At 30.8% G+C, this 25,656-nt stretch carries 27 protein-coding genes and 1 riboswitch; of the genes, 10 read left to right on the plus strand and 17 right to left on the minus strand.

What is annotated here, in order from left to right:
- Positions 1–31: 31 nt before the first annotated feature.
- The 7 genes from EM932_RS09845 to EM932_RS09875 all read right to left on the minus strand — a co-directional run bounded on the left by EM932_RS09845 (position 32) and on the right by EM932_RS09875 (position 6,320).
- Positions 32–826 (minus strand): ABC transporter ATP-binding protein, encoded by a 795-nt coding sequence (locus EM932_RS09845; protein WP_135877015.1) that lies wholly within the window; start codon positions 824–826, stop codon positions 32–34.
- An 80-nt stretch (positions 827–906) separates the two neighbouring features.
- Positions 907–1,938 (minus strand): FecCD family ABC transporter permease, encoded by a 1,032-nt coding sequence (locus tag EM932_RS09850; protein WP_135877016.1) that lies wholly within the window; start codon positions 1,936–1,938, stop codon positions 907–909.
- On the minus strand, positions 1,939–3,081 hold the full coding sequence (locus EM932_RS09855; RefSeq protein WP_135877017.1) for an ABC transporter substrate-binding protein: 1,143 nt from the start codon (positions 3,079–3,081) through the stop codon (positions 1,939–1,941). It abuts the gene before it with no gap.
- Positions 3,082–3,302: 221 nt separating this feature from the next.
- Entirely contained in the window at positions 3,303–3,869 is a 567-nt protein-coding gene (cobC, locus tag EM932_RS09860) for an alpha-ribazole phosphatase (protein ID WP_135877018.1), read from the minus strand.
- Positions 3,854–4,615 (minus strand): adenosylcobinamide-GDP ribazoletransferase, encoded by a 762-nt coding sequence (locus EM932_RS09865; RefSeq protein ID WP_135877019.1) that lies wholly within the window; start codon positions 4,613–4,615, stop codon positions 3,854–3,856. The genes cobC and EM932_RS09865 overlap by 16 nt, the downstream gene beginning before the upstream one ends.
- 149 nt (positions 4,616–4,764) lie before the next feature.
- Entirely contained in the window at positions 4,765–5,817 is a 1,053-nt protein-coding gene (gene cobT / locus EM932_RS09870; RefSeq protein ID WP_246041006.1) for a nicotinate-nucleotide--dimethylbenzimidazole phosphoribosyltransferase, read from the minus strand.
- Positions 5,817–6,320, minus strand: coding sequence for a bifunctional adenosylcobinamide kinase/adenosylcobinamide-phosphate guanylyltransferase (locus EM932_RS09875; protein WP_135877020.1), 504 nt, complete (start codon positions 6,318–6,320; stop codon positions 5,817–5,819). The genes cobT and EM932_RS09875 overlap by 1 nt, the downstream gene beginning before the upstream one ends.
- Positions 6,321–6,409: 89 nt before the next feature.
- A riboswitch (cobalamin riboswitch) is annotated at positions 6,410–6,644 on the plus strand.
- A gap of 28 nt (positions 6,645–6,672) precedes the next feature.
- Here EM932_RS09875 and EM932_RS09880 point away from each other — a divergent pair.
- Entirely contained in the window at positions 6,673–8,544 is a 1,872-nt protein-coding gene (locus EM932_RS09880) for a TonB-dependent receptor domain-containing protein (protein ID WP_135877021.1), read from the plus strand.
- A gap of 3 nt (positions 8,545–8,547) precedes the next feature.
- Entirely contained in the window at positions 8,548–9,615 is a 1,068-nt protein-coding gene (locus EM932_RS09885; protein ID WP_135877022.1) for a YncE family protein, read from the plus strand.
- A gap of 145 nt (positions 9,616–9,760) precedes the next feature.
- On the opposite strand, the gene EM932_RS09890 is transcribed toward EM932_RS09885, so the two are convergent.
- Both EM932_RS09890 and EM932_RS09895 read right to left on the minus strand, forming a co-directional pair.
- Positions 9,761–10,483 carry a Dph6-related ATP pyrophosphatase gene (locus EM932_RS09890; RefSeq protein WP_135877023.1) on the minus strand — a complete coding sequence of 241 codons (723 nt, stop codon included), beginning with the start codon at positions 10,481–10,483 and terminating at the stop codon, positions 9,761–9,763.
- Position 10,484: 1 nt separating this feature from the next.
- A complete protein-coding gene (locus tag EM932_RS09895) occupies positions 10,485–11,954 on the minus strand; it encodes a S41 family peptidase (protein ID WP_135877024.1) in 1,470 nt (489 codons plus the stop codon).
- A 186-nt stretch (positions 11,955–12,140) separates the two neighbouring features.
- Here EM932_RS09895 and EM932_RS09900 point away from each other — a divergent pair, with 186 nt between their 5' ends.
- From EM932_RS09900 to EM932_RS09915, 4 genes are all read left to right on the plus strand, one after another.
- Positions 12,141–12,650, plus strand: coding sequence for an RNA polymerase sigma factor (locus tag EM932_RS09900; RefSeq protein WP_135877025.1), 510 nt, complete (start codon positions 12,141–12,143; stop codon positions 12,648–12,650).
- Positions 12,637–13,122 (plus strand): hypothetical protein, encoded by a 486-nt coding sequence (locus EM932_RS09905; protein ID WP_135877026.1) that lies wholly within the window; start codon positions 12,637–12,639, stop codon positions 13,120–13,122. The genes EM932_RS09900 and EM932_RS09905 overlap by 14 nt, the downstream gene beginning before the upstream one ends.
- Positions 13,123–13,133: 11 nt before the next feature.
- Positions 13,134–13,727 carry a DUF4252 domain-containing protein gene (locus EM932_RS09910; RefSeq protein ID WP_246041009.1) on the plus strand — a complete coding sequence of 198 codons (594 nt, stop codon included), beginning with the start codon at positions 13,134–13,136 and terminating at the stop codon, positions 13,725–13,727.
- Positions 13,728–13,835: 108 nt separating this feature from the next.
- Complete coding sequence (locus EM932_RS09915) at positions 13,836–14,378, plus strand: DUF4252 domain-containing protein (RefSeq protein WP_135877027.1); 543 nt, start codon at positions 13,836–13,838, stop codon at positions 14,376–14,378.
- A 146-nt stretch (positions 14,379–14,524) separates the two neighbouring features.
- On the opposite strand, the gene EM932_RS09920 is transcribed toward EM932_RS09915, so the two are convergent.
- The 3 genes from EM932_RS09920 to EM932_RS09930 form a co-directional block, all read right to left on the minus strand.
- Positions 14,525–14,734 (minus strand): hypothetical protein, encoded by a 210-nt coding sequence (locus EM932_RS09920; RefSeq protein ID WP_145988297.1) that lies wholly within the window; start codon positions 14,732–14,734, stop codon positions 14,525–14,527.
- 3 nt (positions 14,735–14,737) lie between these two features.
- Positions 14,738–16,081: an adenylosuccinate lyase gene (purB, locus tag EM932_RS09925; protein ID WP_135877029.1), complete on the minus strand. Its 1,344-nt coding sequence runs from the start codon at positions 16,079–16,081 to the stop codon at positions 14,738–14,740.
- 70 nt (positions 16,082–16,151) lie between these two features.
- Complete coding sequence (locus tag EM932_RS09930; protein WP_135877030.1) at positions 16,152–16,727, minus strand: adenylosuccinate lyase; 576 nt, start codon at positions 16,725–16,727, stop codon at positions 16,152–16,154.
- A 41-nt stretch (positions 16,728–16,768) separates the two neighbouring features.
- Between EM932_RS09930 and EM932_RS09935 the strand changes: the two genes are divergently transcribed.
- The 3 genes from EM932_RS09935 (at position 16,769) to EM932_RS09945 (ending at position 19,665) form a co-directional block, all read left to right on the plus strand.
- Positions 16,769–17,242 (plus strand): heme-binding domain-containing protein, encoded by a 474-nt coding sequence (locus tag EM932_RS09935; RefSeq protein ID WP_135877031.1) that lies wholly within the window; start codon positions 16,769–16,771, stop codon positions 17,240–17,242.
- 114 nt (positions 17,243–17,356) lie between these two features.
- Complete coding sequence (locus EM932_RS09940; RefSeq protein ID WP_246041011.1) at positions 17,357–18,592, plus strand: glycosyltransferase; 1,236 nt, start codon at positions 17,357–17,359, stop codon at positions 18,590–18,592.
- A gap of 185 nt (positions 18,593–18,777) precedes the next feature.
- Complete coding sequence (locus EM932_RS09945; RefSeq protein WP_135877032.1) at positions 18,778–19,665, plus strand: polysaccharide lyase; 888 nt, start codon at positions 18,778–18,780, stop codon at positions 19,663–19,665.
- 269 nt (positions 19,666–19,934) lie between these two features.
- Here the strand turns inward: EM932_RS09945 and EM932_RS09950 are convergent, their stop codons facing one another.
- The gene (locus EM932_RS09950) at positions 19,935–20,531 is read right to left on the minus strand and encodes a hypothetical protein (RefSeq protein WP_135877033.1); all 597 of its coding nucleotides are present in this window, start codon (positions 20,529–20,531) and stop codon (positions 19,935–19,937) included.
- A 136-nt stretch (positions 20,532–20,667) separates the two neighbouring features.
- Entirely contained in the window at positions 20,668–21,312 is a 645-nt protein-coding gene (locus EM932_RS09955; RefSeq protein WP_135877034.1) for an SIR2 family NAD-dependent protein deacylase, read from the minus strand.
- Between the two features lie 72 nt (positions 21,313–21,384).
- Here EM932_RS09955 and EM932_RS09960 point away from each other — a divergent pair, with 72 nt between their 5' ends.
- Complete coding sequence (locus EM932_RS09960) at positions 21,385–23,112, plus strand: recombinase family protein (RefSeq protein ID WP_135877035.1); 1,728 nt, start codon at positions 21,385–21,387, stop codon at positions 23,110–23,112.
- A 61-nt stretch (positions 23,113–23,173) separates the two neighbouring features.
- Here EM932_RS09960 and EM932_RS09965 read toward each other — a convergent pair whose 3' ends face one another.
- From EM932_RS09965 to EM932_RS09975, 3 genes are all read right to left on the minus strand, one after another.
- The gene (locus EM932_RS09965) at positions 23,174–23,689 is read right to left on the minus strand and encodes a hypothetical protein (protein WP_135877036.1); all 516 of its coding nucleotides are present in this window, start codon (positions 23,687–23,689) and stop codon (positions 23,174–23,176) included.
- Positions 23,690–23,888: 199 nt separating this feature from the next.
- Positions 23,889–24,317 (minus strand): hypothetical protein, encoded by a 429-nt coding sequence (locus EM932_RS09970; protein WP_211344277.1) that lies wholly within the window; start codon positions 24,315–24,317, stop codon positions 23,889–23,891.
- A 103-nt stretch (positions 24,318–24,420) separates the two neighbouring features.
- Positions 24,421–25,608: a hypothetical protein gene (locus EM932_RS09975; protein WP_135877038.1), complete on the minus strand. Its 1,188-nt coding sequence runs from the start codon at positions 25,606–25,608 to the stop codon at positions 24,421–24,423.
- Between the last annotated feature and the right edge of the window lie 48 nt (positions 25,609–25,656).

Consider the following 25,656-nt stretch of genomic DNA (forward strand, 5'->3'; position numbering starts at 1 on the left):
TACTTAAATTTGAATGGAAATAGATATTTATCTATTTTTTTACTCTAAAACTCCCCGTTTTACTATCAAAAACAATCAAATCTTTGGGAAACAAATCATTAAAGGTTCCTTTTTCTATAAGGTTACATGGCTGATCTGTAATAACCGAATCCTTAGTCATTACAATTAAAGTATCACATAATTGAATCGCTAAATCTATTTCATGAGAAGAAAATAGAATGGTTTTATTGGTGTCTTTAGCTAGTTTTTGAAGTAATTTCAAAATATAGGCTTTGTGGTACATATCTAAATGTGTGGTAGGTTCATCTAGTATAATCAAGTCGGTATCTTGTGCTAAAGCACGAGCGATCATAACTTTTTGTAGTTGTCCATCACTAAGTTCGTAACATTTTTTATGTTTTAAATCTTCAATATTAGTTTGAAGTAAGCATTGATTTATGATTTGATAATCAGCTTCATTTAAATTTCCAACCCAATTGGTATAGGGTTGACGACCTAAAGCCACTAATTCAAAAACGGTGAGGTTTTTTGACCCCAAAGATTCTGTAAGGACTAAACTTAGTACTTTCGCTAAATTAATATTTGAATAGTTTTCTAAATCCGTATTATTAATGGTGATACCACCACTTAGTTTTTGCTGAACGTTAGTAAGTGTTCGTAGCAATGTAGATTTACCAATACCATTTGCTCCAATAAGCCCTACAAGCTCTCCTTTGTGTAATTCAATGTTTATATTGGAAGCAATAATTGATTTTTCTTTTTTAGAACTATAACCAATAGTTAAATCTTGAGTCTTTAAAACGATATGTGACTTGTTTTTTGTCATAAATTCCAATAGGAAAACTTCAAATTCTAAATAATTGTAGTATTAGTCTTTTGTCTTACGTCTTTCATCTTTTGTCTATTTCAAAACACCATTTTTCGTTTTCTAACCAATAACCAAATAATTACAGGAGCTCCAATTAAAGACGTCATGGCGTTAATTGGTAAAGTAAGATCGCTTGATGGTAATTGAGCAATACTATCACAAATAAGCATCACAATGGCACCAAATAAAAAAACTGCGGGTAATAATATTTTATGATTTGACGTATTAAAAACTTGTCGTGTCATGTGCGGAATGGCTAAGCCAATAAATACAATAGGACCAGCAAAAGCAGTAATAGTCCCTGCTAATAGACTGGTTGCAATAATTATTAATAGACGGCTTTTTTTTAGATTTAGTCCTAAGCTTTTTGCATAATTTTCTCCCAATAATAGTGTGTTTAATGCTTTTATAGAGGTTAAACTTATTATAATACCTAAGGCATAAATTATAAAGAAAATAAATAACTCATCCCATCTGAGATTCCCAATACTACCAAGTCCCCAAAATATATATTGTTTTAATTCTTCAGCAGAACTGAAATAAGAGAGCACATTAACCGTTGCAGAGGTAATACTCGCGAACATTAAGCCAATAATTAATATCGCCATGGTATCTCTAATCTTATTAGATATTATGAGAACAAATAGCAGTACAATAAAACTACCTAAACTGGCAGCAATTACAATACTCCATTTAGAAACAAATATGCCAGCAAATGCACCACCAAAAAGAGATGCTCCCATAATAACTAAAGCAACTCCTAAACTAGAACCAGATGTGATTCCTAGAACAAAAGGACCAGCGAGTGGGTTTCTAAATAGTGTTTGCATGAGCAACCCAGAAACTCCTAAACCAGACCCTACAATGATGGCTGTAAAAGCTTTTGGTAATCTGTATTCGTGAATTATATGTTGCCAGGATTCATTCTCTGTGGGATTTCCAATTAAACCATTAAAAACATCTTGAAAAGGAATAAAAACGGAGCCTAAACTAATGTTTGCACAAAAACATAGAAGAAGTACTAAGGTTAATACTATAAAAGGTAGTTTATATGTTTTCGTATCTGGCAACTATTCTAAACGTTTAAAAAAGAAAAGTTCATAATCATTTAATAATTTGGGGTGAGCAATTTTTATAAGATCTTTTAAAATTAAATCAGGTCGTAAAGTTCCCAACTCGTAATAAAGCAAGCCGTCTTTTGCTCCCTTTCTTTTTGTATAAGTGTATATTTGGTTATTTTTATATGCATTAAAAAACGCATACCCTTTATGTCCGTCTAACATATCTTCTTTTGCATCAAAGTTACCAGCACCTATCCAAAATTCTGCATTTTGAGCTTTCTCTAATACATTTTCAAAATTCAATTGTAAACTTCCATTGTTATCATTTTCTTTCCAAAGATAATCGGTATTGGCATCTTCTAAATATTTTGCAATAAAACTTTTACCACCAGGAATACTCCATACATCTTTAAAAGTAGAACCAGACATCACCGTTGGTTTTCTAGTTATAGTTTTAGCTATTTCTTTTGCTTTTAAATAATTGCTTTCTATATTTTTAAAAATGGAATCAGCTTCTTTTCCTTTGTTATAAAATGCAGCTACGAATTTTATCCATTCTGCTCTCCCTAAAGGATGTTGTTCTGTCCAGGCACCATCAAGGACAACTGGAACACCCAATTGTTCTATTTGATCTAATTTTTTGTTAACCCCATTAACCGAAAAACCGAGTACCATGTCTGGGTTTAATTCTAAAAGTAATTCAATGTTGATTTCTAAATCGTTACCTAATTCCTTAATGTCTCCGCTATCTACCCGTTCTCTAACTTTTTCAGAACAAATGTATTTTGTATTAGGAAAACCAATTAAACTATTATCTACTCCTAAGTATTCTAAAGTTGGTATATTGGTTGTTGAAACAGCTACAAGAGTGTTAATGGGTATTTCTATTATTTTAGTACCTATTTCATGATTTGGAGGCGTTGTACCTTTATTTACTAATAAATAAGTAAAGGTTTCATTGCTATTAGGCCATGCAGAATTAACAATTACTTTTTTGTAATTTTTATAATTAGTAATAGAAAAACCTTTTGCGTAACTAATATTTTTTTTGGTTCCTTCTGGTTTATTTATAGAAATTGCTGCTTGTTGTTTTTCTTCTTTACAGGATGTAAGAAGTACAGAGCATGTTATAAAAAGAATTAAAAAACGCATGGAATAGTAATTAAGGTCTAAAGGTCTTTATTTTTTTTGTAAAACTATAGCCTTATAGTAATTAAACCTATTTTTGATGCTTTAAAATTAATTAAGGATCATTTCTCACCTGTAATTTTTATTTTAAAAACTACAAATTTTGAACTTTGTCATTCCTGCCTTCGTAGGAATGACAAAGTATTAACAATATTAGTAAATAAAATAAATTACTTAAATCGAATTTATGTTAGTTCTACTTTAGAAAGAAGATTCCATGAGTCACCTTCTTTTCTGAGATGAAAAACATCACCATATTGAATTTTAATATTAAAAGATTTTTCTAAAGGAATATTTAAAATAGATGAAAGAAAGGTTCTTATTGGACCAGCGTGGCTGACTATTATCAAATCTTTCTCATCATGTGATTTTATAAAGTCTTCAAAGAAAGCATTTACTCTTGATGCCAACTCAACATAAGATTCTCCATTAGGAACTCTAACATTTACAAAGTCTTTCATCCATGGATTTAATGTTTCTTCAGAAATATTATTCCATGCTTTCATTTCCCAATCTCCAAAATCAAGTTCTTTTAAACGATCATCTAAAAGAACATGAGGTTCTAGATGATTTGCTAATAATACACATCGTTTTAATGGACTACTTTTTATATGATAGGTACCATCAGGAATTTGTTGTTTGACCGTTTTAAATTCTTTAGGAAAGGTGCCTGCTAAGTCTAAATCGGTTTGTCCATAACAAATTCCTTTTTCAATGTCCGGTGTTGTATGTCTGATTATATAAATTTCCATAAGGTTATGACACTTAAATAAAACACAACTTCACATAGTTGTTGAACAGCTCCTGCGCAATCTCCTGTTTGTCCACCCAACCACTTCTTAAATTTACGACCTAGATAGGCTTTGGCTAAATAACATGGAATAATGGCTATAAAAATTAAAGGTTTATTAAAAAATAATAAAGGAGCTAATCCAAAAACTGAACTAATAAGAAGCATATTTATAGTAATACTTTTAGCGGCAGGTTTTGCTTTACTATCATCAGTATCTCGAACATAAGGGTGTGTGTAAATTAATGAAGTTGCTATAAACCTACTTAAGCTATGCCCAGCAATGATGGTTATTGGAATAAAATGAAGAGAAACCTCCCTTAGTATTGAGAATTTAATAGCAAGTATTAAAATTAACCCAGAGACACCATAAGTTCCTAAACGAGAATCCTTCATGATAAGGAGAATTTTTTCCTTGGTCCATCCTCCTCCAAAACCGTCACAAACATCTGCAAAACCGTCTTCATGAAATGCCCCTGTTGTGTATATGGTCGCAACCATGCTAAGTAAAAGGGCAATTTCTGTAGAAAAAATAAACGAAAATCCATAAAAAACCAAAGCGCCTATGCTACCAACAATTATACCAACTAACGAAAAGTATTTAGCACTTTTAGAAAGGTATTCGGGATTATGATCGACCCATTTTGGGCAAGGTATCCTTGTGAAGAACATGATGGCCGTTAAGAAAATTTGAAGTTCTTTTTTCATTTGTTTGTGTTTGTTGGTCTTAAATATACTTAAGACTATTGATGTTGATGTATTTTACTCTGCGTTGTCTAAAAACTTTTGACACGAATTCAGTATTATGATCGAACCATTTTATGGCCAAGTATTTCACTAAGAGTACTTTCAATCTACTAAACCAAAGGATCTTTAGTTTCTCCGCTTACACCAGCATCATCAAAACTAGCCATATCATTTAAAAAATTCACTGATGCTATTAATAATGGTATTGCTAATGCGGCACCCGTACCTTCACCTAACCTTAAACCTAAAGATAATAGGGGTTTTGCATTTAAAAAATCTAACATTTTTACATGCCCTTTTTCATTTGAGTTATGAGCAAATACACAATAGTCTAAAACATTTTTATCTATAGCTTGCGCAGCTAGTACGGCAGCAGTTACTATAAATCCGTCAATGACTATAATCATTTTTAGTTCTGATGCCTTTAAAATAGCACCGCAAAGCATGGCTATTTCAAAACCTCCAAAAATGGAAAGTGCTTCGATGGCATTTTGAGGATTGTATTTTTTATAAACTTCAGACAAGATTTGTCGCTTCTTACTAATTTCTTCATTATTTAATCCAGTACCTGCACCCACACATTCTGTAATAGGTGTTTCTGTAAAATAAGCCATTAGTAATGCAGCAGATGATGTATTACTAATACCCATTTCTCCAAAACCAATGGTGTTTGTACCTTCACTTTTAAGTTTAGCAATAATATTACCACTTCGATTGAAAGCCTTTTCACATTGTTTTAATGTCATGGCAGGTTCTTCTTGGTAGTTTTTAGTACCAAAATCGATTTTAGCATTAATAATACCAAGAGTTTCTGGAAATGTATGATTTACTCCAGCATCAACTATTTTTAAGTTGAGATTATTGGTATTACTAAAAATATTTATGGCAGCGCCACCATTAACAAAATTATAAACCATTTGAGCCGTTACTTCTTGTGGAAAAGGATTTACTTCCCCTTTGGTGGCAATACCATGATCGCCTGCAAAAACAACGATAGTGGGGTTTGAAATTTTTGGATTTAATGTATCTTGAATGCATCCGATTTTTAAAGCTAAATCCTCCAAAAGCCCTAATGCCCCTAAAGGTTTCGTTTTAAGGTCAATTTTTTTTTGAAGCTCAAGTTTTAATTCAGAATTATTTATAGAAGACATATTGTGTATCATTATTTTAAAGTTAAAGGGATTCCAGATACCATCATAGTTGCTTTATCTGCATGTTTAGCAATGTGTTGATTCATCCAACCTTGAAGTTCTGTAAATTTTCTACCTATTTCTGTTTGTGCGTGTACACCCATACCTATTTCATTCGAAATAATAATGATTGTAGCATCTAAAGGGAGTAATTTGTCAAATTCAATCTTAGCTAGTTCTAAGCTTTTTTCGATATTATTTTTTGTGTCTACAAAGAAATTTGTGAGCCATAGTGTGACACAATCTATGACCACGACATCTTTCGGGGTTATCATTTTAGAAAGGATTTTTTCTTCTTCAACAGACACCCACCTTTCATCTCTATCTGCAATATGTCTATCAATTCGTTTTCTATGATCATCATCCCAAATTCGTGATGTAGCAATATATTTAGGTGTGTTTGAAAGAGATAGCGCTAAGTTTTGTGCATAACTACTTTTACCTGAGCGTTCGCCTCCTGTTATATAAAAAATCATATTCAAAAGAATTATTTAATGTTTGCAAAGATTAAATATTTTATATGAATAAAGTGAGAAGTGTACTCTTAATTCTAAAATGGATTAGTATATTTGCAGCGAATTTTGGTTCTATTCAGTTTTAAATTGAATGGATTAAAAGGGAATCAGGTGCAATGATTATTCATTAATTCCTGGACTGTTCCCGCAACTGTAAGTTTATGCCGAATTTATTTCGGCACCTCAATGGAGGATGTTATTAACTTCAAAACCACTGGCTTTGCGCTGGGAAGGTGAAATAACATAAAAACAAGTCAGGAGACCTGCCATTTTCAAAACAAAATAAATTAAGCTTTCGGGATAAAAGTTAATTATGAGGAAAATTCTAACTGTATCGATATTTTGCATAGTTTGTTTTAAAGGCATCGCCCAAAACGATAGTTTACTAAATCGTTTAGAGGAGGTAGTTATACAGGCTGATAAAAAATTGAAAAAATATTCGGTAGGTTATAAAGTTACTACCTTAAATGATTCTGTAATAGTTAGAAATACAGAGTCTTTCACATCGCTATTACGTTTTAACTCCCCTTTGTATTTAAGAGAATATGGGGCGGGAGGAACCAGTTCTGCTAGTTTTAGAGGTACTAGTTCATCTAACACTGCTGTGATTTGGAACGGCATTAATATTAATTCCATTAATAACGGTCAAACAGGATTTAACTCATTAACAGTAAGTTTATTTGATGCTATAGACATAAGAAGTGGAGGAGGAAGTTTAGAATATGGATCTGGAGCTGTTGGAGGTACGATACACTTAAATGATTATTTACAATTTACAAACACTAAGCAAATTAAAAATCAATTAGTTGCTTCTCTTGGTAGTTTTGAAACTTACAGAGGTTTATATAAATTTAAATTCTCAAATTCTAAACTAGCTATCAACGCTGGTGTTTCTTATAATCAATCTGAAAACGATTATAAATTTTTAAATACAGATTTTAAAAATACAAATGGTGCTTACGAAAACTTTGGATTCAATGTAAGTGCTGCGTATTTGCTAACAAATTTTTCTAAATTAAAATTTTACAGTGCTAATTATTTAGGTGAGAGGTTCTTTTCCGGTGAATTACCAAACCCATTAGCGGCAAATGATAAGTATCAGGATTTTAGTCATAGAAACTTATTGATTTATACACATGAAAAATCAAGGTTAAGCCATGAAGCTAAACTTGCTTTTTTAACTCAGGAATACCGATATTTTGAAGATAAAACTTCAAGCACATTTAACTTTGGGAAGTCTAAACGTTACCTTGTTAATTATGATATTTCTTATAGTTTTCCAAAGTTAAAAGCAATTGTAACGTCTCATTCGGAGTATGAATCTGTTTTTGGGAAAACAGATCAAATCTCAGAGAGAAACCGAAGACAATTTTCTCAATCTATTATTTATAATCAAAATATCAATAGCTCAGTGTCTTTTAATACTAAGCTTAGAAAAGATTTTAATTCGGATTATGATGTTCCATTTACTTATGCTTTAGGAGTAAAAGTAAAACCATTCAGGAACTTGTTTTTTAGAGCTAATGGCTCTAAAAATTATCGAGTACCCACTTACAATGATTTGTTTTGGCCGGGACAAGGAAATTTGGATTTAATACCCGAAACAGCTGTACAAGGAGAATTTGGAATTGGTTATAAAAACAATCAATTTTTAATAGATATAGGAATATTCTACATAAACGCTAAAGATAAGATAGTTTGGACACCTGGAGGAGATCCTGACAGACCTGGTATTTGGGTGCCAATAAATCTATCAGAAGTAAATAATAAAGGTTTAGAAGTGTCTTTAACATTTAATAAAACTTTTAATGAACATGCTATAAAGCTTAATATGAACTATAGTTATATTATAGCAACTGATAAAGCTACAGATAACCAGCTAATTTTTGTGCCTAAGCATTTATTTAACAGTAATCTGGTATATACTCATAAACGATTTAGTTTTTTTTATCAGCAGTTGCTTAATGGAAAAGTGTATACCACAGAAAGTAATTCTAACGATTTTGTGATACCACATTACTTTGTGGCTAATACAGGATTGGAATATAAACTTATAAACCTTCAACAAAAGCAATTAACAATAGGTCTTAAAGTCAATAATGTATTTAATAAATATTATGAAGTACAGCCAAGAAGACCTATGCCTAACAGAAATTTAAAATTTAATATAAACTATAAATTCTAATCAATGAAAATCAGTAAATTAATATCTAAAGCCTTTATTTTAAGTGCATTATTTTTAGCATCTTGTAGTGATGATGATTCTCCGCAACAGCCAAAGGGAGATTATGAAAATGGTGTTTTAATTATAGGAGAAGGAAGTGGAGCAGGAACAGGCTCTGTATCTTTTATTTCAAATGATTTAACGACAACCGAAAACCTTATTTATAAAAAAGTAAATGCTACCGAATTAGGTCTTTATTTGCAATCTATAACTTTTGATAATGATAGAGCTTTTATTGTTGTAGACAATGCTAATACAATTACTGTTGTAGATAGGTATACTTTTGAAGATGATGCTACTATTACAACAGGGTTAGAAACTCCAAGATATATGGCGATTGTTGGTAACAAAGGTTATGTGACCAATTGGGGATCAACATCAGATGAAACAGACGATTTTATTGCTATTGTAGATTTAAACACTTTTTCGGTAGATAATACGATATCAGTAGGGAATGGTCCTGAGAGAATTGTTGCCAAAGATGGCAAATTATATGTGTCTCATAAAGGAGGGTTTACAAATAATAATGTTATTTCTGTAATAGATATTGCATCTGAAAACGTACAAGAGGTTACCGTAAAAGATAAGCCAGATGAATTACTTTTTAATAGTTCTGGAAACTTAGTTGTTTTATCTGAAGGAAGAACATTATACGATGCAAATTGGAATGTTACAGGTAATACTTTAGGAAGTATTTCAACAATTAATACAAGCTCATTGACAGTATCTACAGAACTAAATTTTGCAGATGGTGAACACCCCTCATTAATGGTATTAGACAATGCTACACTGTACTATGAATTAGGAGGAAAGGTATATTCAATTGCAGAAGATGCCTCTGCATTATCTTCTACACCAATTGTAGAGTCTCAAGGGTATTTATATGGAATGGAAGTGGAGAACGATAAAATATATTTATTAGATGCCAGTTTTACAGATTTAAGTGAACTGAACATTTATGATTTAATAACTAAAAATAAGATAGATACAAAATCTGTGGCTTTAGGAGCTTCTAAAATTTATTTTAATTAAGGGATTTATCTACCTTAAATTCATATCTACTTTATTAAATGCTGCTTTTTAGCGGCATTTTTTATTTAAGTTTCTGTTTTTACAAAAAGAAGTTCAACACAGGCACGGGAATGATAATTTTAATGGAAACCTAATTATAAAATAACTAGGAACTTTTTGAAATTAAATCACAATACCACACACCATATTTATCAGATTTACAGATGGAGTCATCTGTTTTTGGAGTGTTATATTCCCGATATACTTTTTCACCTATAGTAAACTCAATGGCTTTATTGAAGATAGGGCCATCAAAACAAAAGGTATGAAATTCACCATTTTCCCCACACGGATCTACGCCTTCTGGTAAGTTATCAATAAAATGTTTGTCTATAACTGTACCCACAAAATCTTCGCTAAAATATTTAGAATTCGCACAAACAATAATCGTTTTAAAGCCTAAATCTAAAAATTCATGAATGAGTTCTTTGGTATTTCGTTTCCAAATAGGAAATACAGCCTTTAAACCTATTTCTGCTAATTGGTTTTCACGATAAGTTTTTAAATCTTCAAGAAAAATATCACCAAAGGCACTGTGTGTAAAACCATCATCTTTTAATCGCGTAACAATATCTGTCATTTTTTGCTCATAGATCTCCATATTAGGCATTTCGGGCAATTCAATAAGACTTGATTTTATATTTAAAGCATTGGTTTGTGCTAGTAATAATTCTTTTCTAAGCCCATGCATAGACACTCGATTATAATGACTATTTATAGTAGTAATTAGTTCTTCAACAGAATAGCGGTCATCTTGCAATAAATGATAAAGTGCCAATGCAGAGTCTTTTCCAGAGCTCCAATTAAAATAGGTTTTTGTTTTATTCAAATTATAGTCCTGCAGGAAGTTTTTTGTCTGTGTACATGTTTTTTGCAAATGGAAGTAAATCTTTACTGTCCTCTAAGAAATCAACAGACCTAGTTTTTTTATTGATTGAACGTCCAGTACCAGTTATTTTAGCTATTGCAGCAGCAAGGAGTGGTTCACTAATATTACCTAAAACACCCAAATTATTTATGTCTTCCGGTAAGACATTCCCCGTTTCTGGTGAAAGACCATCAAAATAATCGGTTACACCATCAATATTTAAAGATTTAAATATTAATGGTTGCATGGCATATGTATGACTTGGGTTAGCTCCATTACGTCTAAAGTTAGGAGAATCATATAATGTTGTTGATGCTTGATATTTGCCAGATGTTGTTGTTCCAATTTGTACGACATCAATATAAGGGTCTAAAGAATTAATAACCAGTTCGCTGGCAGAAGCACTGCTACGACTGGTTAATATGTAAACCTTATTAAGATTTAAGCTATTTAAAGGTGTACCTTCATTATTATTTATAAACCGATTGATCAGTGCCTCTGGGTCTTCACTTTCAAAAGCTTGTTGTAATTCATCATTCCATTGTTCGGTACTAAAAACATCTCCATTAAATTGTCCAGTAATTAAACTGGATAACATAATAGCTGTATAGACAGATCCGCCAGGGTTATAACGTAAATCAAGAACTAGCTCTGTTGCATTAGCATTTTTAAATACACCAAAAGTATCATTTAATTCGGCGTTAAATTGTTCGGTTCCTGTAAAGCCGTTATACATTAAATAAGCAACTTTTGTTCCAGCAACATCTAATACGTTGTTAATAAAAATCGGGTTTTCTGTATATTGAGATTTTGATAACGAAACACTTTGAGAACTTTCGGTTATAGAATCGTCGTTTATGTTATCGGGAGTGTTATTATCATTGTAATTTCCTAGATTAACAATATAGTTGTTCTGGTCTAAAAGAGATCTATAATTAGTAGTCGTAAGTTGTGTGCCATTAATTCCATAAAAAATATCACCTCGCGTTACACCTTTTGCAGCCGCATCAGTATTAGGTAGAACGTAGGTTACATATCCATAAATATTAGTGTCTGTTGAGGAAAATCGAAACGTTTTATACTCCATACCATTACTGGTTGATATACCGCTAAAAAATTGCTCCAAAGCAATATAGTCATCAACAATCCAACTAAACCTATCTACGGTTTGTCTTTGATATATTAAACTTTCAAATAGATTTTCAGGTTTAGAAAAACTATTCAAATAACTATTATAATCATTATCACTAGAAAATCTGTTATTAGCAAGATCTGGCGTATTCTCTTTATAAAGATAAAAAGTGTTCATCCCTTTCCAAACAAAATCATTTATGTCACTTGTAGAAATAGGGGTGTCATCGTCATCTTCAAAACAACTTATTGTTAAAAAGGCAAGCGTAAGTATTAGAATTAGGGCTTTAAAATATTTCATTGCGGTTTTTTTTATAAACGTTTAGTCTTTAAAACCCTAAATTTACTTACATTATTATGTAATTAAAAATATTTTGTAACAAAAAAGAAAGTAAGTCGTCGTAATATCAAATAGCAGAAATAGAGCAACTTCCCCTTTTTTGGGAAATGTATTAAAGACAAAGGAGCTAACTAAACCAAACCATCAATGACTCAAGTAGAGTTTTTAAATATTGTAATGCCTTTTAAAGATAAAGTCTTTCGTTTAGCAAAACGATTGCTAGTGTCTACAGAGGAAGCCGAAGATGCCACCCAAGAGGTTTTGTTGAAGCTATGGAACAATAAAAAGAAGATGCATGAGTATAAAAATGTTGAGGCTTTTTCTATGACAATGACTAAGAATTTTTGTTTTGATAAATTAAAATCTAAGCAAGCTCAGAATTTAAAAATTGTACATAGTAATTATGAAGATGGAAATACGCCGTTACAAAAACAAGTTGAATTAAATGATAGTGTAGATTGGGTTTCAAAAATTATTGAGGAATTGCCCGAACAGCAAAGAATGATTATTCAATTACGAGATATAGAAGAATACGATTTTGATGAGATTGCAAAAATGCTGGATATGAATAATACAGCAGTACGCGTAAACTTATCGAGAGCAAGAAAAACAATAAGAGAAAAATTAACTAATACACATAATTATGGTATTAAATAATATAGAAGACTTACTCGAAAAATACGAGAACGGTGAAACAACACTAAAAGAAGAGCAGCAGTTAAAACACTATTTTTCGCAAGAAACTTTAGAGCCACATTTAGAAATGTATAAACCCATGTTTACGTATTTTTTGGGAAACCAACAAGAACAATTTACTAAGGACTTACCATTAAAAACTACACGTACTTTTAATTACAAATGGATTTCTGTCGCTGCAGTAGCTGTTCTTATGTTAGGGTTTTATTTAAAAGAACCAATAGTTGCTTCGTATGAAGAATACGCATACGGGACTTTTAATAAACCTGAAAAAGCTCTTGACGAGGTAACAAAGTCGCTAGCTATGATTTCAAGTCATTTTAATAAGGGAACGTCTACTGTAAATTACCTAAGTGAAGTAAAAAAAGGTACAGCTACACTTGATTACCTTAATGAAATTGAAAACACCACAAGTATAATTTTTAAAAATTAAAAACGAAAAAAATGAAAACAATAATAAATTTAAAAAAAGAAAAAATGAATAAGAAAGCAATTGTATTTATACTGGCATTAATGCTATTACCAATAGTAGGGATGGCACAAAATATTTTTGATAAGTATAGCGATAACTCTAATGTGACTTATGTGTCCATTAAGCCTAAAATGTTTCAAATGATTGCAAAAGCAGGTATTGATACAAGCGATCCAGAAGCTAAAGCGTTTATGGATATGATAAAAAGTATTACTAGTTTTAAAACTATAGTAACAGATAAAAAAGAAATATCTGCAGATATTCAAAAATGGGTTAGGTCTCGCTCAAGTTCTTTAGAAGAATTAATGGAGGTTAAGGATGATGGAACCGAAGTGAAATTTTATGTTAAAGAAGGTAAAGATGCAGACCATGTAAAAGAACTTTTAATCTTCGTAAACGGCATAGATAAAGCTATGAAAGGAAAAGGCGTTGAGATTAACGGAGAAAACAGAAAAATTGAAACGGTTGTAGTATCACTTACAGGAGATATAGATTTAAATGAAATCTCTAAGCTTACAGATAAAATGAATATACCAGGAGGTAAACATTTAGAAAAAAAGAAATAAAGAACAATCATCAATCATGTAATTCACCTACCTAAGATCTCATATTTACTAAGATCTTAGGTAGTTAAATTACATCTGGAAAATCAATCATATATAATAAATAAACAGATGAAACGAACAATCAAATATACATTTTACATTTTATTTGCTGCAGTTCTTTTGGTAAGCTGTGCTAGTAGCGGAAGCTTGCAAAGTTATTTTGTAGACAATCAGGAAGCATCAAATTTTATTTCACAAGACTTCCCTTTATCAATGGTGAAATTGGATAAATCTAATTTTACAGAAGAACAAAATGAGGCATATAACTCTGTAAGTAAATTAAACTTCTTAGGTTATAAAGCCAATGGAAATAATGACTTGACTTTAAAAGCAGAAATAAAAAAAGTGAAAGCTATTTTAAGTGACTCTAAGTATAACGATCTTATGGAGTTTAGTGATAAAGGAAGAAAAGTTATTGTAAAGTATATTGGTACTGATGATGAAGCTGATGAAGTTATTGTTTTTGGAAGTGCGAAAGAGCTAGGTTTTGGTATTATTCGCATCCTAGGTGATGATATGAGTCCTGATAAAATGTCGACTCTGTTTGTTGCATTACAAAAAGCAAAGGTTGATGAAAGTCAACTACAAGATATTATGAACTTCTTTAAATAAATTATAGTCATGTTAATTAAAAAAAATCTTTGGGATTTGTCTCGGGATTTTGATTCCTTTTAAAGATTTTCACTCTCGTAAATACGAGAAAACAAAAAGAGGTTGTCTAAAAAGTATCATTCTGAATGATAAAAAAATAGCACTTTTTAAACAGCCTCTTCTTTATTTTGATTTTCCAGTTCTTCTTTCGGATTCAATTTTGAATAAAATAAATTAATAACAATCATTAAAAATATGATTGTAAGAATGGTTAAAACAATAAAATTTTTTAAGACATCTAATATACCAGCAACCAAAAGACCACCAACCATAAGACCACAGAGTAATAGAGATTGTTTATCGGTTAGCATACTCATAATTTAAATTCCTGTATAATTACTAGGTGTAATACGTTTTAATTCTTCTTTTATTGTATCTGAAACCTCTAAAGTATCAATGAAATTAGAAATAGAATCTTGATTAATCTTGGTGTTAGTTCTCGTTAAGCCCTTTAAAGCTTCGTATGGATTTGGATAAGCTTCACGACGAAGAATGGTTTGAATAGCTTCTGCAACCACAGCCCAATTATTTTCTAAATCTTCAGCAAACTTAGCCTTATTTAAAAGCAATTTATCAAGACCTTTTAAAGTAGATTTAAAACCAATAAGCGTATGAGCAAAAGGAACCCCAACATTACGTAAAACCGTGCTGTCTGTTAAATCGCGTTGTAATCTGGAAATAGGAAGCTTCGCTGATAAATGTTCAAAAACAGCATTGGCAATACCTAAATTACCCTCACTATTTTCAAAATCAATAGGATTTACTTTATGTGGCATTGCAGAACTACCAACTTCTCCTGCCTTAATTTTTTGCTTGAAATAATCCATTGAAACATAGGTCCAAATATCCCGATCTAAGTCAATTAAAATAGTGTTTATACGTTTTAAAGTATCAAACAACGCAGCCATGTGATCGTAATGCTCAATTTGAGTAGTTGGAAAAGAATGCTGTAAACCTAGTTTTTCTTGTACAAATTTAGAACCAAAAGCTTTCCAGTCTATGTCTGGGTATGCTACATGATGCGCATTAAAATTACCTGTCGCACCACCAAATTTAGCTGCACTTGGTATATCATTTAATAAATTAAATTGTTCTTCTAAACGCTTAACGAAAACTTCAATTTCTTTTCCTAAACGAGTAGGTGAAGCTGGTTGCCCGTGCGTTCTGGCAAGCATAGAAATAGAAGCCCAATCTTCTGTTAAAGATTTTAATTTATTTAAAACATTAAAATATTCTGGAACATATGTATCGTTCATAGCTTCCTTAATGCTTAAAGGAATAGCTGTATTGTTAATGTCTTGTGATGTTAATCCAAAATGGATAAACTCTTTATATTGTGATAAAGTTAAAACGTCAAATTTTTCTTTTATAAAATATTCAACTGCTTTAACATCATGGTTTGTAATACTTTCAATTTTCTTGATAGCCAATGCATCATCTTCAGAAAAATCTTTATAAATCTTTCTTAAATCATCAAAAATAGTCGTATCAATATTTTTAAGTTGGGGTAGTGGAATTTCACAAAGTGCAATAAAATATTCAATTTCCACTAAAACACGATATTTTATAAGTGCTTGTTCAGAAAAATATGGTGCTAATTCGTTAACTTTACTTCTATACCTCCCATCAATAGGTGAGATGGCATTTAATGATGATAATGACATTCTTTGTGTTTTTTGAAGTTGCAAAGATACGTTTTTGATTTGCGTTTTTTGGTATTAGATTTGTGATTTTTTAAGAAGCTTTGCTTTTCTTAATTTTAAGTAATGTACGTTTTGCTCGTGCTTTAAAAGCAGCGCTTTGTTTTGAGAAATCTTGCTTCAAAATTTGCGTTAATTCTGGGTGAATCCAATCATGATCTAATCCATAAAGAAATAGCGATTCCATAGCATATACTTTGGGTGCTACTTTTTGATCGCCAATCATCCAATCAAAACAAGCCTCAATAATTCGTTCTTTATGTTTAGGGGTTAATGCCCTTTTTATTGTATTCGGTTTTTTAGAATAGTATGCTTCGGTAATAAATCCGCAGACTTTAGAGACTGGACGAACAGATGAATCCAAGCGGATTTTATTAATGTTCTTTGTAAACGTTTCTAAGTGAGGCACGATAGCATAAATATATTCCGCACAGACAAATTCTAAAATCCAGGCTGCACGACTTGATACTTTATCATTAACCATAAATAGAATATCTATTAGTTTTGGAAATAAACTCATATCGTTTAGAACTATGTTGGCATATTTCGTTCTATTTTCACGGGAGGCATTCACAAAGCTTAATTCTTTATAGAATTCTTCTAAAGTCATAAGATAATTTTATCTATTTTTAGATTTCTAAAATACCTATTATGAAAATAATAAAAAAGATATTCTCGTTGTTATTAATTGTATTTATTATCGCTCAATTTTTTGGGCCAGAAAAGAATGAGGGAGACCTAGCATCAATAGATGCTTTTTTTAATGAAACAAACCCTTCAGAAGATGTGAAAATTATTTTGAAGGAAAGCTGTTTTGATTGCCACAGTGATGTTACAAGATATCCTTGGTATAACCATATTACACCAGTGAATTATTGGTTGGCAGATCATATAAAACATGGAAAGAAACATTTTAATGTGTCAAATTGGGAGAGTAATTCTGTAAAGCGAAAAGACCATAAATTTGAAGAACTCATAGAAATGGTCGAAGATAAAAGTATGCCTCTTAATTCGTATACTTGGACACACTCTGAAGCTAAACTTACAAACAAACAAGTAGCTGCTATTATTGACTGGGCGAAACAAGTACGTTTTAAATATAGTTTAGCGCCGAAACCTGAATAATTTTGAAGTAAACTGGATTTATTATTTGGTAATCAGTTGGCATATTCAGTAAGTAGTTATTGTAAAACAAGTCATGAGATCACATCATTTTAATAAGGAAACATTCATGAATTAGTGGCAAAAAAACTCTTAATAATTGGTTTTGTTTGGCCAGAGCCTAAAAGTTCGGCGGCAGGAAGTAGAATGATGCAGTTAATTCGGTTTTTTCAAACTCAGAATTACCAAATAACATTTTCTAGCCCCTGTGCTAAAAGTGATAATGCGTTTGATTTAAAAACCATAGGAGTTGATCAGGTTTCTATTGAATTAAATAATACCAGTTTTGATGTTTTTATAAAAACATTACACCCAGATATTGTTTTATTTGATCGCTTTATGATAGAAGAACAATTTGGCTGGCGTGTTGCAGAACAATGTCCTGATACATTGAGAATTATAGATACCGAAGATTTACACTGTTTACGAAAAGGAAGGCAACAAGCTTTTAAAGATGGAAAGGAATTTGATAAATCTTATTTAATCAGTGATACAGCAAAACGAGAAATAGGGAGTATTTACAGAAGTGATTTAAGTTTGATTATTTCTGAAGCCGAAATGGAAATCCTTAAGAATGAATTTAAAGTAGATAGTGATTTATTACATTATTTGCCTTTTATGTTAGATGAATTGCCTGAAGACTCTATTGAAAAGTTTCCAAACTTTGAAGAACGTCAACATTTTATAACCATTGGCAATTTTTTACATGAACCCAATTACGATACAGTATTAAATTTAAAAGAAACTATCTGGCCATTAATTAAAAAGCAATTACCTAATGCCGAATTACATATTTATGGGGCTTATGCATCACAAAAAGTTAATCAGCTTCACAATGAAAAGAACGGATTTTTGATTAAAGGGTTTGTTGAAGATGTTAATGAAGTTATGAAATTAGCGAGAGTTTGTTTGGCTCCAATTAGATTTGGCGCAGGTTTAAAAGGGAAACTAGTTGATGCAATGCAAAATGGAACACCATGTGTTACAACAACAATTGGGGCAGAAGGGATGTTTGGTAATTTACAACCAAATGGATTTGTAGAAGATAACCCTCAAATATTTGTTAATAAGGCTATTGAGTTATTCAAAGACCAAAGGACTTGGGAGGAGAAACATAAAAATGGATTTGAAATTATAAATAAGCGATTCGATAAAAAAATGCATCAAGAAATTTTTTTAAGTACGATTAAAGAAATAGCCCAACAATTAAAAATACATCGCCTAAATAACTTTACAGGTCAAATGTTACAACATCATACATTACAAAGCACGAAGTTTATGAGTAAATGGATTGCTGAAAAGAATAAAAGTTAGTTAACTTACTTCATCCCAACTGTATTTGTTTTCTTGAATCGCTAATGTGATTTCATTTTTTTAGTAGTAAAAATCTTGAAGAAGAGAATAACCTGAGCCTCAGATTAGACTTATTTGTACCCCAATATTATTTAATTATTTTATGAAATTGTGCTATCAATTAATCATAAATAAATTAAAAAATTATGAAAATTAATGCTTTAAAATTATTTGTTTTAGTGCTATTTGGACTAGTGCTTTCATCTTGCGAAAAAGAATCTTCTATTGATTATGAAACCGATCAAGTTCTTTCAGAAGAAATATTAGAAGAAGAACCAGATCAGAACCAACAAAGTAAGTTTACAAACGGAAAAAGTTGGGTAGGCTTTAATTGGCCTGCAGGTCCTTACACAAGAAGTAGAGCTAATAGTGATTTTGGTGATACAGGTAGTATTAGCAATACAGAACTTAATCGTTTAAGTATTACAACAGGTACGCAGTTAAGTGTAAAACTATTAAAAAACTCTACTGGTTCTAATGGCGGACAATTTGCTAAAATTCCTATACAACGATCTACAAATGCGTATACCTTAAAATATAGAATAAAATTTCCATCCAATTTTGAATGGGGCTTAGGAGGAAAGATACCAGGTTTGTCTGGAGGTGCTGCTTATTCAGGTTGTACTGGTTCTCAGGCAAGAAGCAAAGGAGATGGTTGGACTTCCAGAATTATGTGGACGAAACCTCTTGATGGAAGTGCTCCTCACTTTTATCCATATATTTACTATAGTGCTATGACGGGTAATTGTGGTAATAAGTTTAATAAAAGATATAACATTGTAAAGAATAAATGGTACAGTGTTGAAATGTATGTTAAAATGAATACTGGTACTAATAGTAATGGTATTTTACGAATAAAAATTAATGGAACCACACTAATTAACCAAACTAATATGAAGTGGGTTACAAAGAATGCAGGAAGAGAAATTGACGGTATGATGTTTGGGGTATATAGAGGAGGAAATGATAGTAACTGGTGGGTGTCTAAAGACACAAACATCCTTTTTGATTCTTTCCAATTAATAAAAGGATAAAAAAGAAAATAATTGAAGTATTTTAAGGGAAGGGGGTATTAGTTGACTTTTCCCTTTTTTAAATTTTATTTTTTATTAATTCAATAAACTTTCTAACTCTAACTGTGGCAGTTACTATTATTACCGTTAAATTCTTTTTACTTTCAATACTTGGTTTTATCAATAAAATAAATTGGTGTATTAGAAGATACATAATGCATTAAACCTGCTGAGATTGTAGTGTTTTATTCAGGAACAGAAGATTTGCCTATTACAGTTATTGAAAAGGATTAATTTCTAAGGTTTATTAAAAACCATCTTTGTAATGCGCCATCGTAAACAAGTTCGGCAGACCCTTGTCCTGAAGTTGATTCGAACCCCCCACTTAATGTTATGATTCTATTTTGAGCAAGAGAAGATGTGCTTTCATTTTCTAATCTAAAATTTACAGCAGGTATATTTAGCAGTACTATATGTCTTCCGTCTGTACCTCCTTCAATGCCTGTAAATCTATAACTGTTAGTTCTTCCAGTTAACCTAAATACGGTTTTATCTTGATTCACTCCGTTAACTCCTAAATCATAGTCATTAAACTCTTCATTTACCGGTCCGTCTGTAACAGATAATGAAATAATGCCATATGAAGCAGACCCGAAAGCATTAAGAGTACCAGTAGTTAGAGCTAAATTTTGGCCAACTATGACTTCATTGATTGTGCCATTATCATTTGCTCCCATCAGTTTGGTAGCAATAGAAGAATTCGTATTCACTATTCTTACAGTTCCGTTAACATGCAAAGTGTCTAACGGGGTTGTTGTATTAATACCTACTTGAGAAAAGAGTGAAGTAGGTAGAAAGATTAGTATAAAACAGTATAATATTTTCATAATTAAAAAACTACTGTTAGAGCAAAGTGTTTTGACTATTAACACTATAATTTTTGCGAAAGAATAGTATTACTCAAAAGTAGTAAAATATTTTCAAAAATAGAAATACAGGTGATTATAAGGTTTTGAAAGGGCGTTACTTAAGCAATGTTTCTAAGATTTTTGCAACTCCGATAGTAGCAGATTCAGCAATAACTGTTAAGTTTTTTTTATTACCTATTGTAGGTTTAGGATCTATAAAATATGTAGGCGTATCTTCTGGTACATAATTCATTAAGCCTGCAGCAGGGTACACTTGCATTGACGTACCAATGATGATTAAAACATCTGCAGTTTCACAAATAGAGACTGCTTTTTCAATCATAGGGACATCTTCTCCAAACCAAACAATATGAGGGCGTAACTGATGTCCTTTTTGACACGTATCTCCTATAACTAAATCGGTTTGCCATTCTTGTATATTGCTCTCATCTGCAGTACTTCTTACTTTTAAAAGCTCACCATGTAAATGTACCACATTACTGCTTCCGGCACGTTCATGTAAATTATCTACATTTTGGGTTATGATGGTAACTTTAAAATTGTTTTCAAGCTTGGCTAAATCATAATGTGCAGAATTAGGTTCCACTTCAAAAAGTTGCCTACGACGTTGGTTATAAAAATCTAAAACCAAAGCAGGATTAGCTTTAAAGCCTTCAGGTGTTGCCACTTCCATAACATCGTGACCTTCCCATAAACCATTAGCATCTCTAAAGGTTTTAATACCACTTTCGGCACTCATACCAGCTGTAATTTAGTTTGTGTGCAACAATTTTATAATTACTATCTTTACCTAAATTAAATTGCTTACATCATGGGTAAACTAGCGATATACTGTCGTAAATCAAGGGATAGTAAAGATAGGGATTCAACTTCTATTGACGAACAGAAAATACAAGGTAAAGAAACAGCAGCAGAACTTGGTTTAGAACCTTTATTATTTATTGAAAAAACAAGTTCGGGTAAATTAGATTTAAAAGATAGACCTGTTATGGTAGATATGTTACAACAAATTAGTGTAAAGGACTCTCCCATTAAAGCTGTATTTGCTTATGATACTAGTAGATTATATAGAAATGATGAAACTAAAGGACAATTTTTAGCCATCATCAAAAGAAAGAATATGGAGTTATATTTTAAATCAGGGAGGTATGATTGGAACGACCCACATGCCAAACTTTTACATAATATCTTATCAGCTACTGATGAGTTTTTTGTTGATTTAACTTCAATGAAGATTAAAGATACTTTAAGGTCTAAAGCCAAAGATGGAAAAGTAAATGGCGCAGTATTACCCTATGGATATACTAAAGATGAAAACAATTATTTAAAGATAGATAAGGAAGAATCCAAAATTATTAAAAAGATATTTGATGATTTTATAGATGGCAAAACATCTACACAAATTAGAAACAGGCTTATTGACGAAGAAGTACCAACAAGATATAATAAAATAGGAGGAACTAATAAGATTATTCACAAAGAGAGAAACGAAACTAGGGTATATAATAAGTCAAATTCTATTTGGACAAATGGAACAATATTACAGATTCTAAGAAATCCCATTTACAAAGGGCAAAGGCGTTGGGGTAAAGAGTTTTTTGATGCTCCTGTAATAATAGTCCCCGTTAAATGGGAAAAGGCTAATAAAAGCTATATTAACAGAAATAAAGGGTCTTTAAGAGGTAAAAGCACTGAACATAAATATTTACTAACACCATTGTTACAATGTGGTTGTGGTCAATCCTTAAACGGACGTTCTAACAAGCTTGAAAATTATTATGGCTGCGCTGGTAAAAGATACAAAGAAAAGCGATGTAACTCAAAGTATATACCTATTAGGGTCTTGGATGCTATAATAATTCAATTAGTTTATGGTAAACTTTATGACACTGTTAAAAAATCATTATCAGGCAGCAATTCTGATAAAAGAAATGAACTTCAAGCTAGAATAAATAATCTTGAATCAGAACTAAAAAAAATAGAAGCTAATCAGATTAGAATAGAAGATTTATTAGCGGATGACACTATTACTAGAGAAAAATATTTAAGGCAAGTTAAAAGATTAGATGATAAGGCTAACAATATATTACTAGAAAAATCTAATATCGAAGAAAGTTTAAAATCAATACAAGGGGATACCAATATTTTAAAAGAATTAGAGGAGCTTCCAAATCGATTACATTCGGTCATGGACTATCCGTTTGAAGACACACACCCTGGTCAAATGAAACAGTTAATCGATGTTATTTTCAAAGGACATTTAGCATTAAAACTACCATTTTTAGAAAAGCAGAAAACAATTAGAAAGCTTATTAGGAATATTCTTGTAAAGTGGATTCCCGAAAATAGATTGTTTAAATTAGTAATAAGTTATAGATTACCCATAGATGATGAAATCTACCTTATGGATAGCTTAACCTTACATGTGGTAGATGCGCCAAAAAGAGCAATACAATGGGTAAATAGAATTAGATATGAAAAGCATAGGGATATAACAATCGAGGCTACTCAAAAGAAATTACAAGGTTATATTCTATGACACTAATATTAAATTCAGAGATACGGTTTTCAGACTCTCTGAAAATAGCTTATATCATTCTCTAACCTTTAATTTCTTCACCTTTATTAAAGTAGTTATGTATTTGCATGTATATTAAGTAAAGTTTATTACCAGGGTAGTTGTTTATATAGTATTTCCCTTTTTCATACTTAAAATCATCAATCATAATTATAGTGTAATCTCTTTTAAACCATTCTTGATTGTAACTATACATACTTCCCAACTCCTTTTCTACAGCCTCCTTTGTTCTCTTGTAAATCGGTCTTAATGCCCCTTGAGTGACATCACCTTTAAATATTTCTAAATGCTCCCTATAATTCTGGTGTAAAAAGAAAAAAAATTGCTTATATAAATCGCCTTTAATCCCCTCGACAAACGAGGTACAGGGTACTTCAAAAATTGGTGTTCTAATCATTGTTTTTTGCCTTTCTGTATGGTTATTTTTTAACACCATCATGCAGTAACAAGTATCGTCTGTAAAATAAGCTGGTGCTTCCTGTGAATTAGCACTAATTGAGCAAATAAAAATTAACAGTATAATAAATTGTTTTTTCATAATATTAAATTATAGATTTTATGTTCTTAAATCATTGGTTAACCTTCTCAGTTTTATCATACTTTCCAATTATATGATTCATTGTTTCATTTTTTATTCTAGTAAAACTAATTTACATCTATTTGGTTTTCTGTGTATTACGAGATTTACAATAGTAGTGTGCTATTATTCTATAGTCAGTTTTTACAAATTACTTGTATCAATATTTTTTAATAACTTTTTTAAAGCATTGAACTGAAACAATTTTATTTTTGAATTTTGCTGGTTTTATTATTTTTATTTTTTTTAATAAAAATCTCTCAATTTTTTTTATTTTTTTACCATTTTTAGAATATTGAGAATTGAACATTTTGTTGTTAGTCTTAATCCCTCCGATTCTTAAATCTCCATACTTATTTATTTTTAATGACATCATTATTTTAAGTTCATCTTTGCAATCTGAACATTTAAAGGGATATTTGTTTAATATTTCATTAAACTTTGTGTCGAAACAATTTTTTTTATCTGTATCGTTTTCACATCCTTCAATTGTTACGTATTCATCTACACTTGCATGAATAAGATATAATTCTCCATCCCAATCAAAGTCTTCAGTTCTAATTGTTTCTTCTTGTGCAATTAATGTCACGCTAAAAAATAAAAAGATTATTAAACTTTTCATTTTTTCTATACTCAAGCCCTTCATATTTTTTTTAGCATTATATTTTTAATTATTGATTTATCCTTGTTTTTTAATTCTTTTTAATATGACTTTTTAGAGTATTAATGGTATCTTCTAGACCTTCGAAAGAATTATTTCCTAAAAAAGCTTTTTCTAAAAAAGGTAAAGCTTCTTTATAGACATTTAATCTATCATTTATTAATTCATCATATCTTTTATTATCAGCTTCTGTAGTACCTGTAGAGTTCATCTCTTCAATAATTGAATCCTGTTTACTTAATATCAGAATACCCAAATTTAAGCAAGCAACGTAATAATTTTCATTACAACTCTTTTCATACCATTTATAAGCTATCTCATAATTTTTTTCTTCCCCCATCCCTTCAGCATATATTAGCCCTAGACAATACATAGCATCAACATTTTCTCTATTAGCACTTTTTAATATTAGTTTTTTTGCTTTATAATAATTCTTTTCCACCTTATTACCTACTAGATAATCTTTTCCTTTTTCTAAATCAAAATCTCTTTCACTTATCAATTTCCCTATTTCAGAATATTTCTTATAAACACCTACTAATTGTCCATTTAAGTATGAGTACTCAGTTTGTAATTGACCATTTTTAAAGTACTCTTTTGATGAACCGTGTAGCTCCCCATTTAAATACAATGTCTCACTTTCCAGTTGACCATTTTCATAATAAATCTCACGTAAACCCTCTTCTTTTCCATTTACATAAGAATATTTTCCCTTTATTTTTCCATTTATATGATAACTTGTTGCTTTACCTTCTGGTTTTCCATTGCGATAAAAACCTTCTATATCTACTTGACTATTTTCATGATACTTAATAAACTTTCCATCTAAATTGTTATTAACATAATTCTCTATAGATTTAAGTTTACCGCTCTTTTTATAATAAAATTTCCACTCTCCTTTTTTATTCTTTGCCATTTTTCTCCAACCGTAATATTCTCCAACTGATTCTAAATTCCCATTATCATAATAGTTTTTCCAAATTCCCAAAGGCATATCATATTCAAAGTTTCCTATAGATTCTAATTGACCATTGGTATGATACTCTTTACATTCTCCATGATATTTATACTCATTATCATTTGGCGAATAAATTTCTCTCCAAACTTGACTTAATCTAGCTTTATTCTCATCATAATACATTTTAAGCTCCCTTATTTCTTGTGAATAACATAGGTTGTAAAATAATACTAATGCTAAAATTAAAATTGTGTTTTTCATAATTTTCTTATAATTATATCTAATGCTTTTATATTTATCTCACTTTTT

The organism is Flavivirga rizhaonensis (assembly GCF_004791695.1).
Classification (GTDB): domain Bacteria; phylum Bacteroidota; class Bacteroidia; order Flavobacteriales; family Flavobacteriaceae; genus Flavivirga; species Flavivirga rizhaonensis.

Excerpts from the sequence above, each read along its gene's own strand:
- EM932_RS09945 (WP_135877032.1), top strand. The coding sequence starts at position 18,778 with ATGAAAATTAATGCTTTAAAATTATTTGTTTTAGTGCTATTTGGACTA.
- cobT (WP_246041006.1), bottom strand. The coding sequence starts at position 5,817 with ATGATACACAATATGTCTTCTATAAATAATTCTGAATTAAAACTTGAG.
- EM932_RS09930 (WP_135877030.1), bottom strand. The coding sequence starts at position 16,727 with ATGACTTTAGAAGAATTCTATAAAGAATTAAGCTTTGTGAATGCCTCC.
- EM932_RS09900 (WP_135877025.1), top strand. The coding sequence starts at position 12,141 with ATGACTCAAGTAGAGTTTTTAAATATTGTAATGCCTTTTAAAGATAAA.
- EM932_RS09875 (WP_135877020.1), bottom strand. The coding sequence starts at position 6,320 with ATGATTTTTTATATAACAGGAGGCGAACGCTCAGGTAAAAGTAGTTAT.
- EM932_RS09960 (WP_135877035.1), top strand. The coding sequence starts at position 21,385 with ATGGGTAAACTAGCGATATACTGTCGTAAATCAAGGGATAGTAAAGAT.
- EM932_RS09905 (WP_135877026.1), top strand. The coding sequence starts at position 12,637 with ATGGTATTAAATAATATAGAAGACTTACTCGAAAAATACGAGAACGGT.
- cobC (WP_135877018.1), bottom strand. The coding sequence starts at position 3,869 with ATGGAAATTTATATAATCAGACATACAACACCGGACATTGAAAAAGGA.
- EM932_RS09895 (WP_135877024.1), bottom strand. The coding sequence starts at position 11,954 with ATGAAATATTTTAAAGCCCTAATTCTAATACTTACGCTTGCCTTTTTA.
- EM932_RS09915 (WP_135877027.1), top strand. The coding sequence starts at position 13,836 with ATGAAACGAACAATCAAATATACATTTTACATTTTATTTGCTGCAGTT.
- EM932_RS09855 (WP_135877017.1), bottom strand. The coding sequence starts at position 3,081 with ATGCGTTTTTTAATTCTTTTTATAACATGCTCTGTACTTCTTACATCC.
- EM932_RS09950 (WP_135877033.1), bottom strand. The coding sequence starts at position 20,531 with ATGAAAATATTATACTGTTTTATACTAATCTTTCTACCTACTTCACTC.
- EM932_RS09920 (WP_145988297.1), bottom strand. The coding sequence starts at position 14,734 with ATGAGTATGCTAACCGATAAACAATCTCTATTACTCTGTGGTCTTATG.
- EM932_RS09955 (WP_135877034.1), bottom strand. The coding sequence starts at position 21,312 with ATGAGTGCCGAAAGTGGTATTAAAACCTTTAGAGATGCTAATGGTTTA.
- EM932_RS09975 (WP_135877038.1), bottom strand. The coding sequence starts at position 25,608 with ATGAAAAACACAATTTTAATTTTAGCATTAGTATTATTTTACAACCTA.
- EM932_RS09910 (WP_246041009.1), top strand. The coding sequence starts at position 13,134 with ATGAAAACAATAATAAATTTAAAAAAAGAAAAAATGAATAAGAAAGCA.
- EM932_RS09965 (WP_135877036.1), bottom strand. The coding sequence starts at position 23,689 with ATGAAAAAACAATTTATTATACTGTTAATTTTTATTTGCTCAATTAGT.
- EM932_RS09865 (WP_135877019.1), bottom strand. The coding sequence starts at position 4,615 with ATGAAAAAAGAACTTCAAATTTTCTTAACGGCCATCATGTTCTTCACA.
- EM932_RS09845 (WP_135877015.1), bottom strand. The coding sequence starts at position 826 with ATGACAAAAAACAAGTCACATATCGTTTTAAAGACTCAAGATTTAACT.
- purB (WP_135877029.1), bottom strand. The coding sequence starts at position 16,081 with ATGTCATTATCATCATTAAATGCCATCTCACCTATTGATGGGAGGTAT.
- EM932_RS09885 (WP_135877022.1), top strand. The coding sequence starts at position 8,548 with ATGAAAATCAGTAAATTAATATCTAAAGCCTTTATTTTAAGTGCATTA.
- EM932_RS09935 (WP_135877031.1), top strand. The coding sequence starts at position 16,769 with ATGAAAATAATAAAAAAGATATTCTCGTTGTTATTAATTGTATTTATT.
- EM932_RS09880 (WP_135877021.1), top strand. The coding sequence starts at position 6,673 with ATGAGGAAAATTCTAACTGTATCGATATTTTGCATAGTTTGTTTTAAA.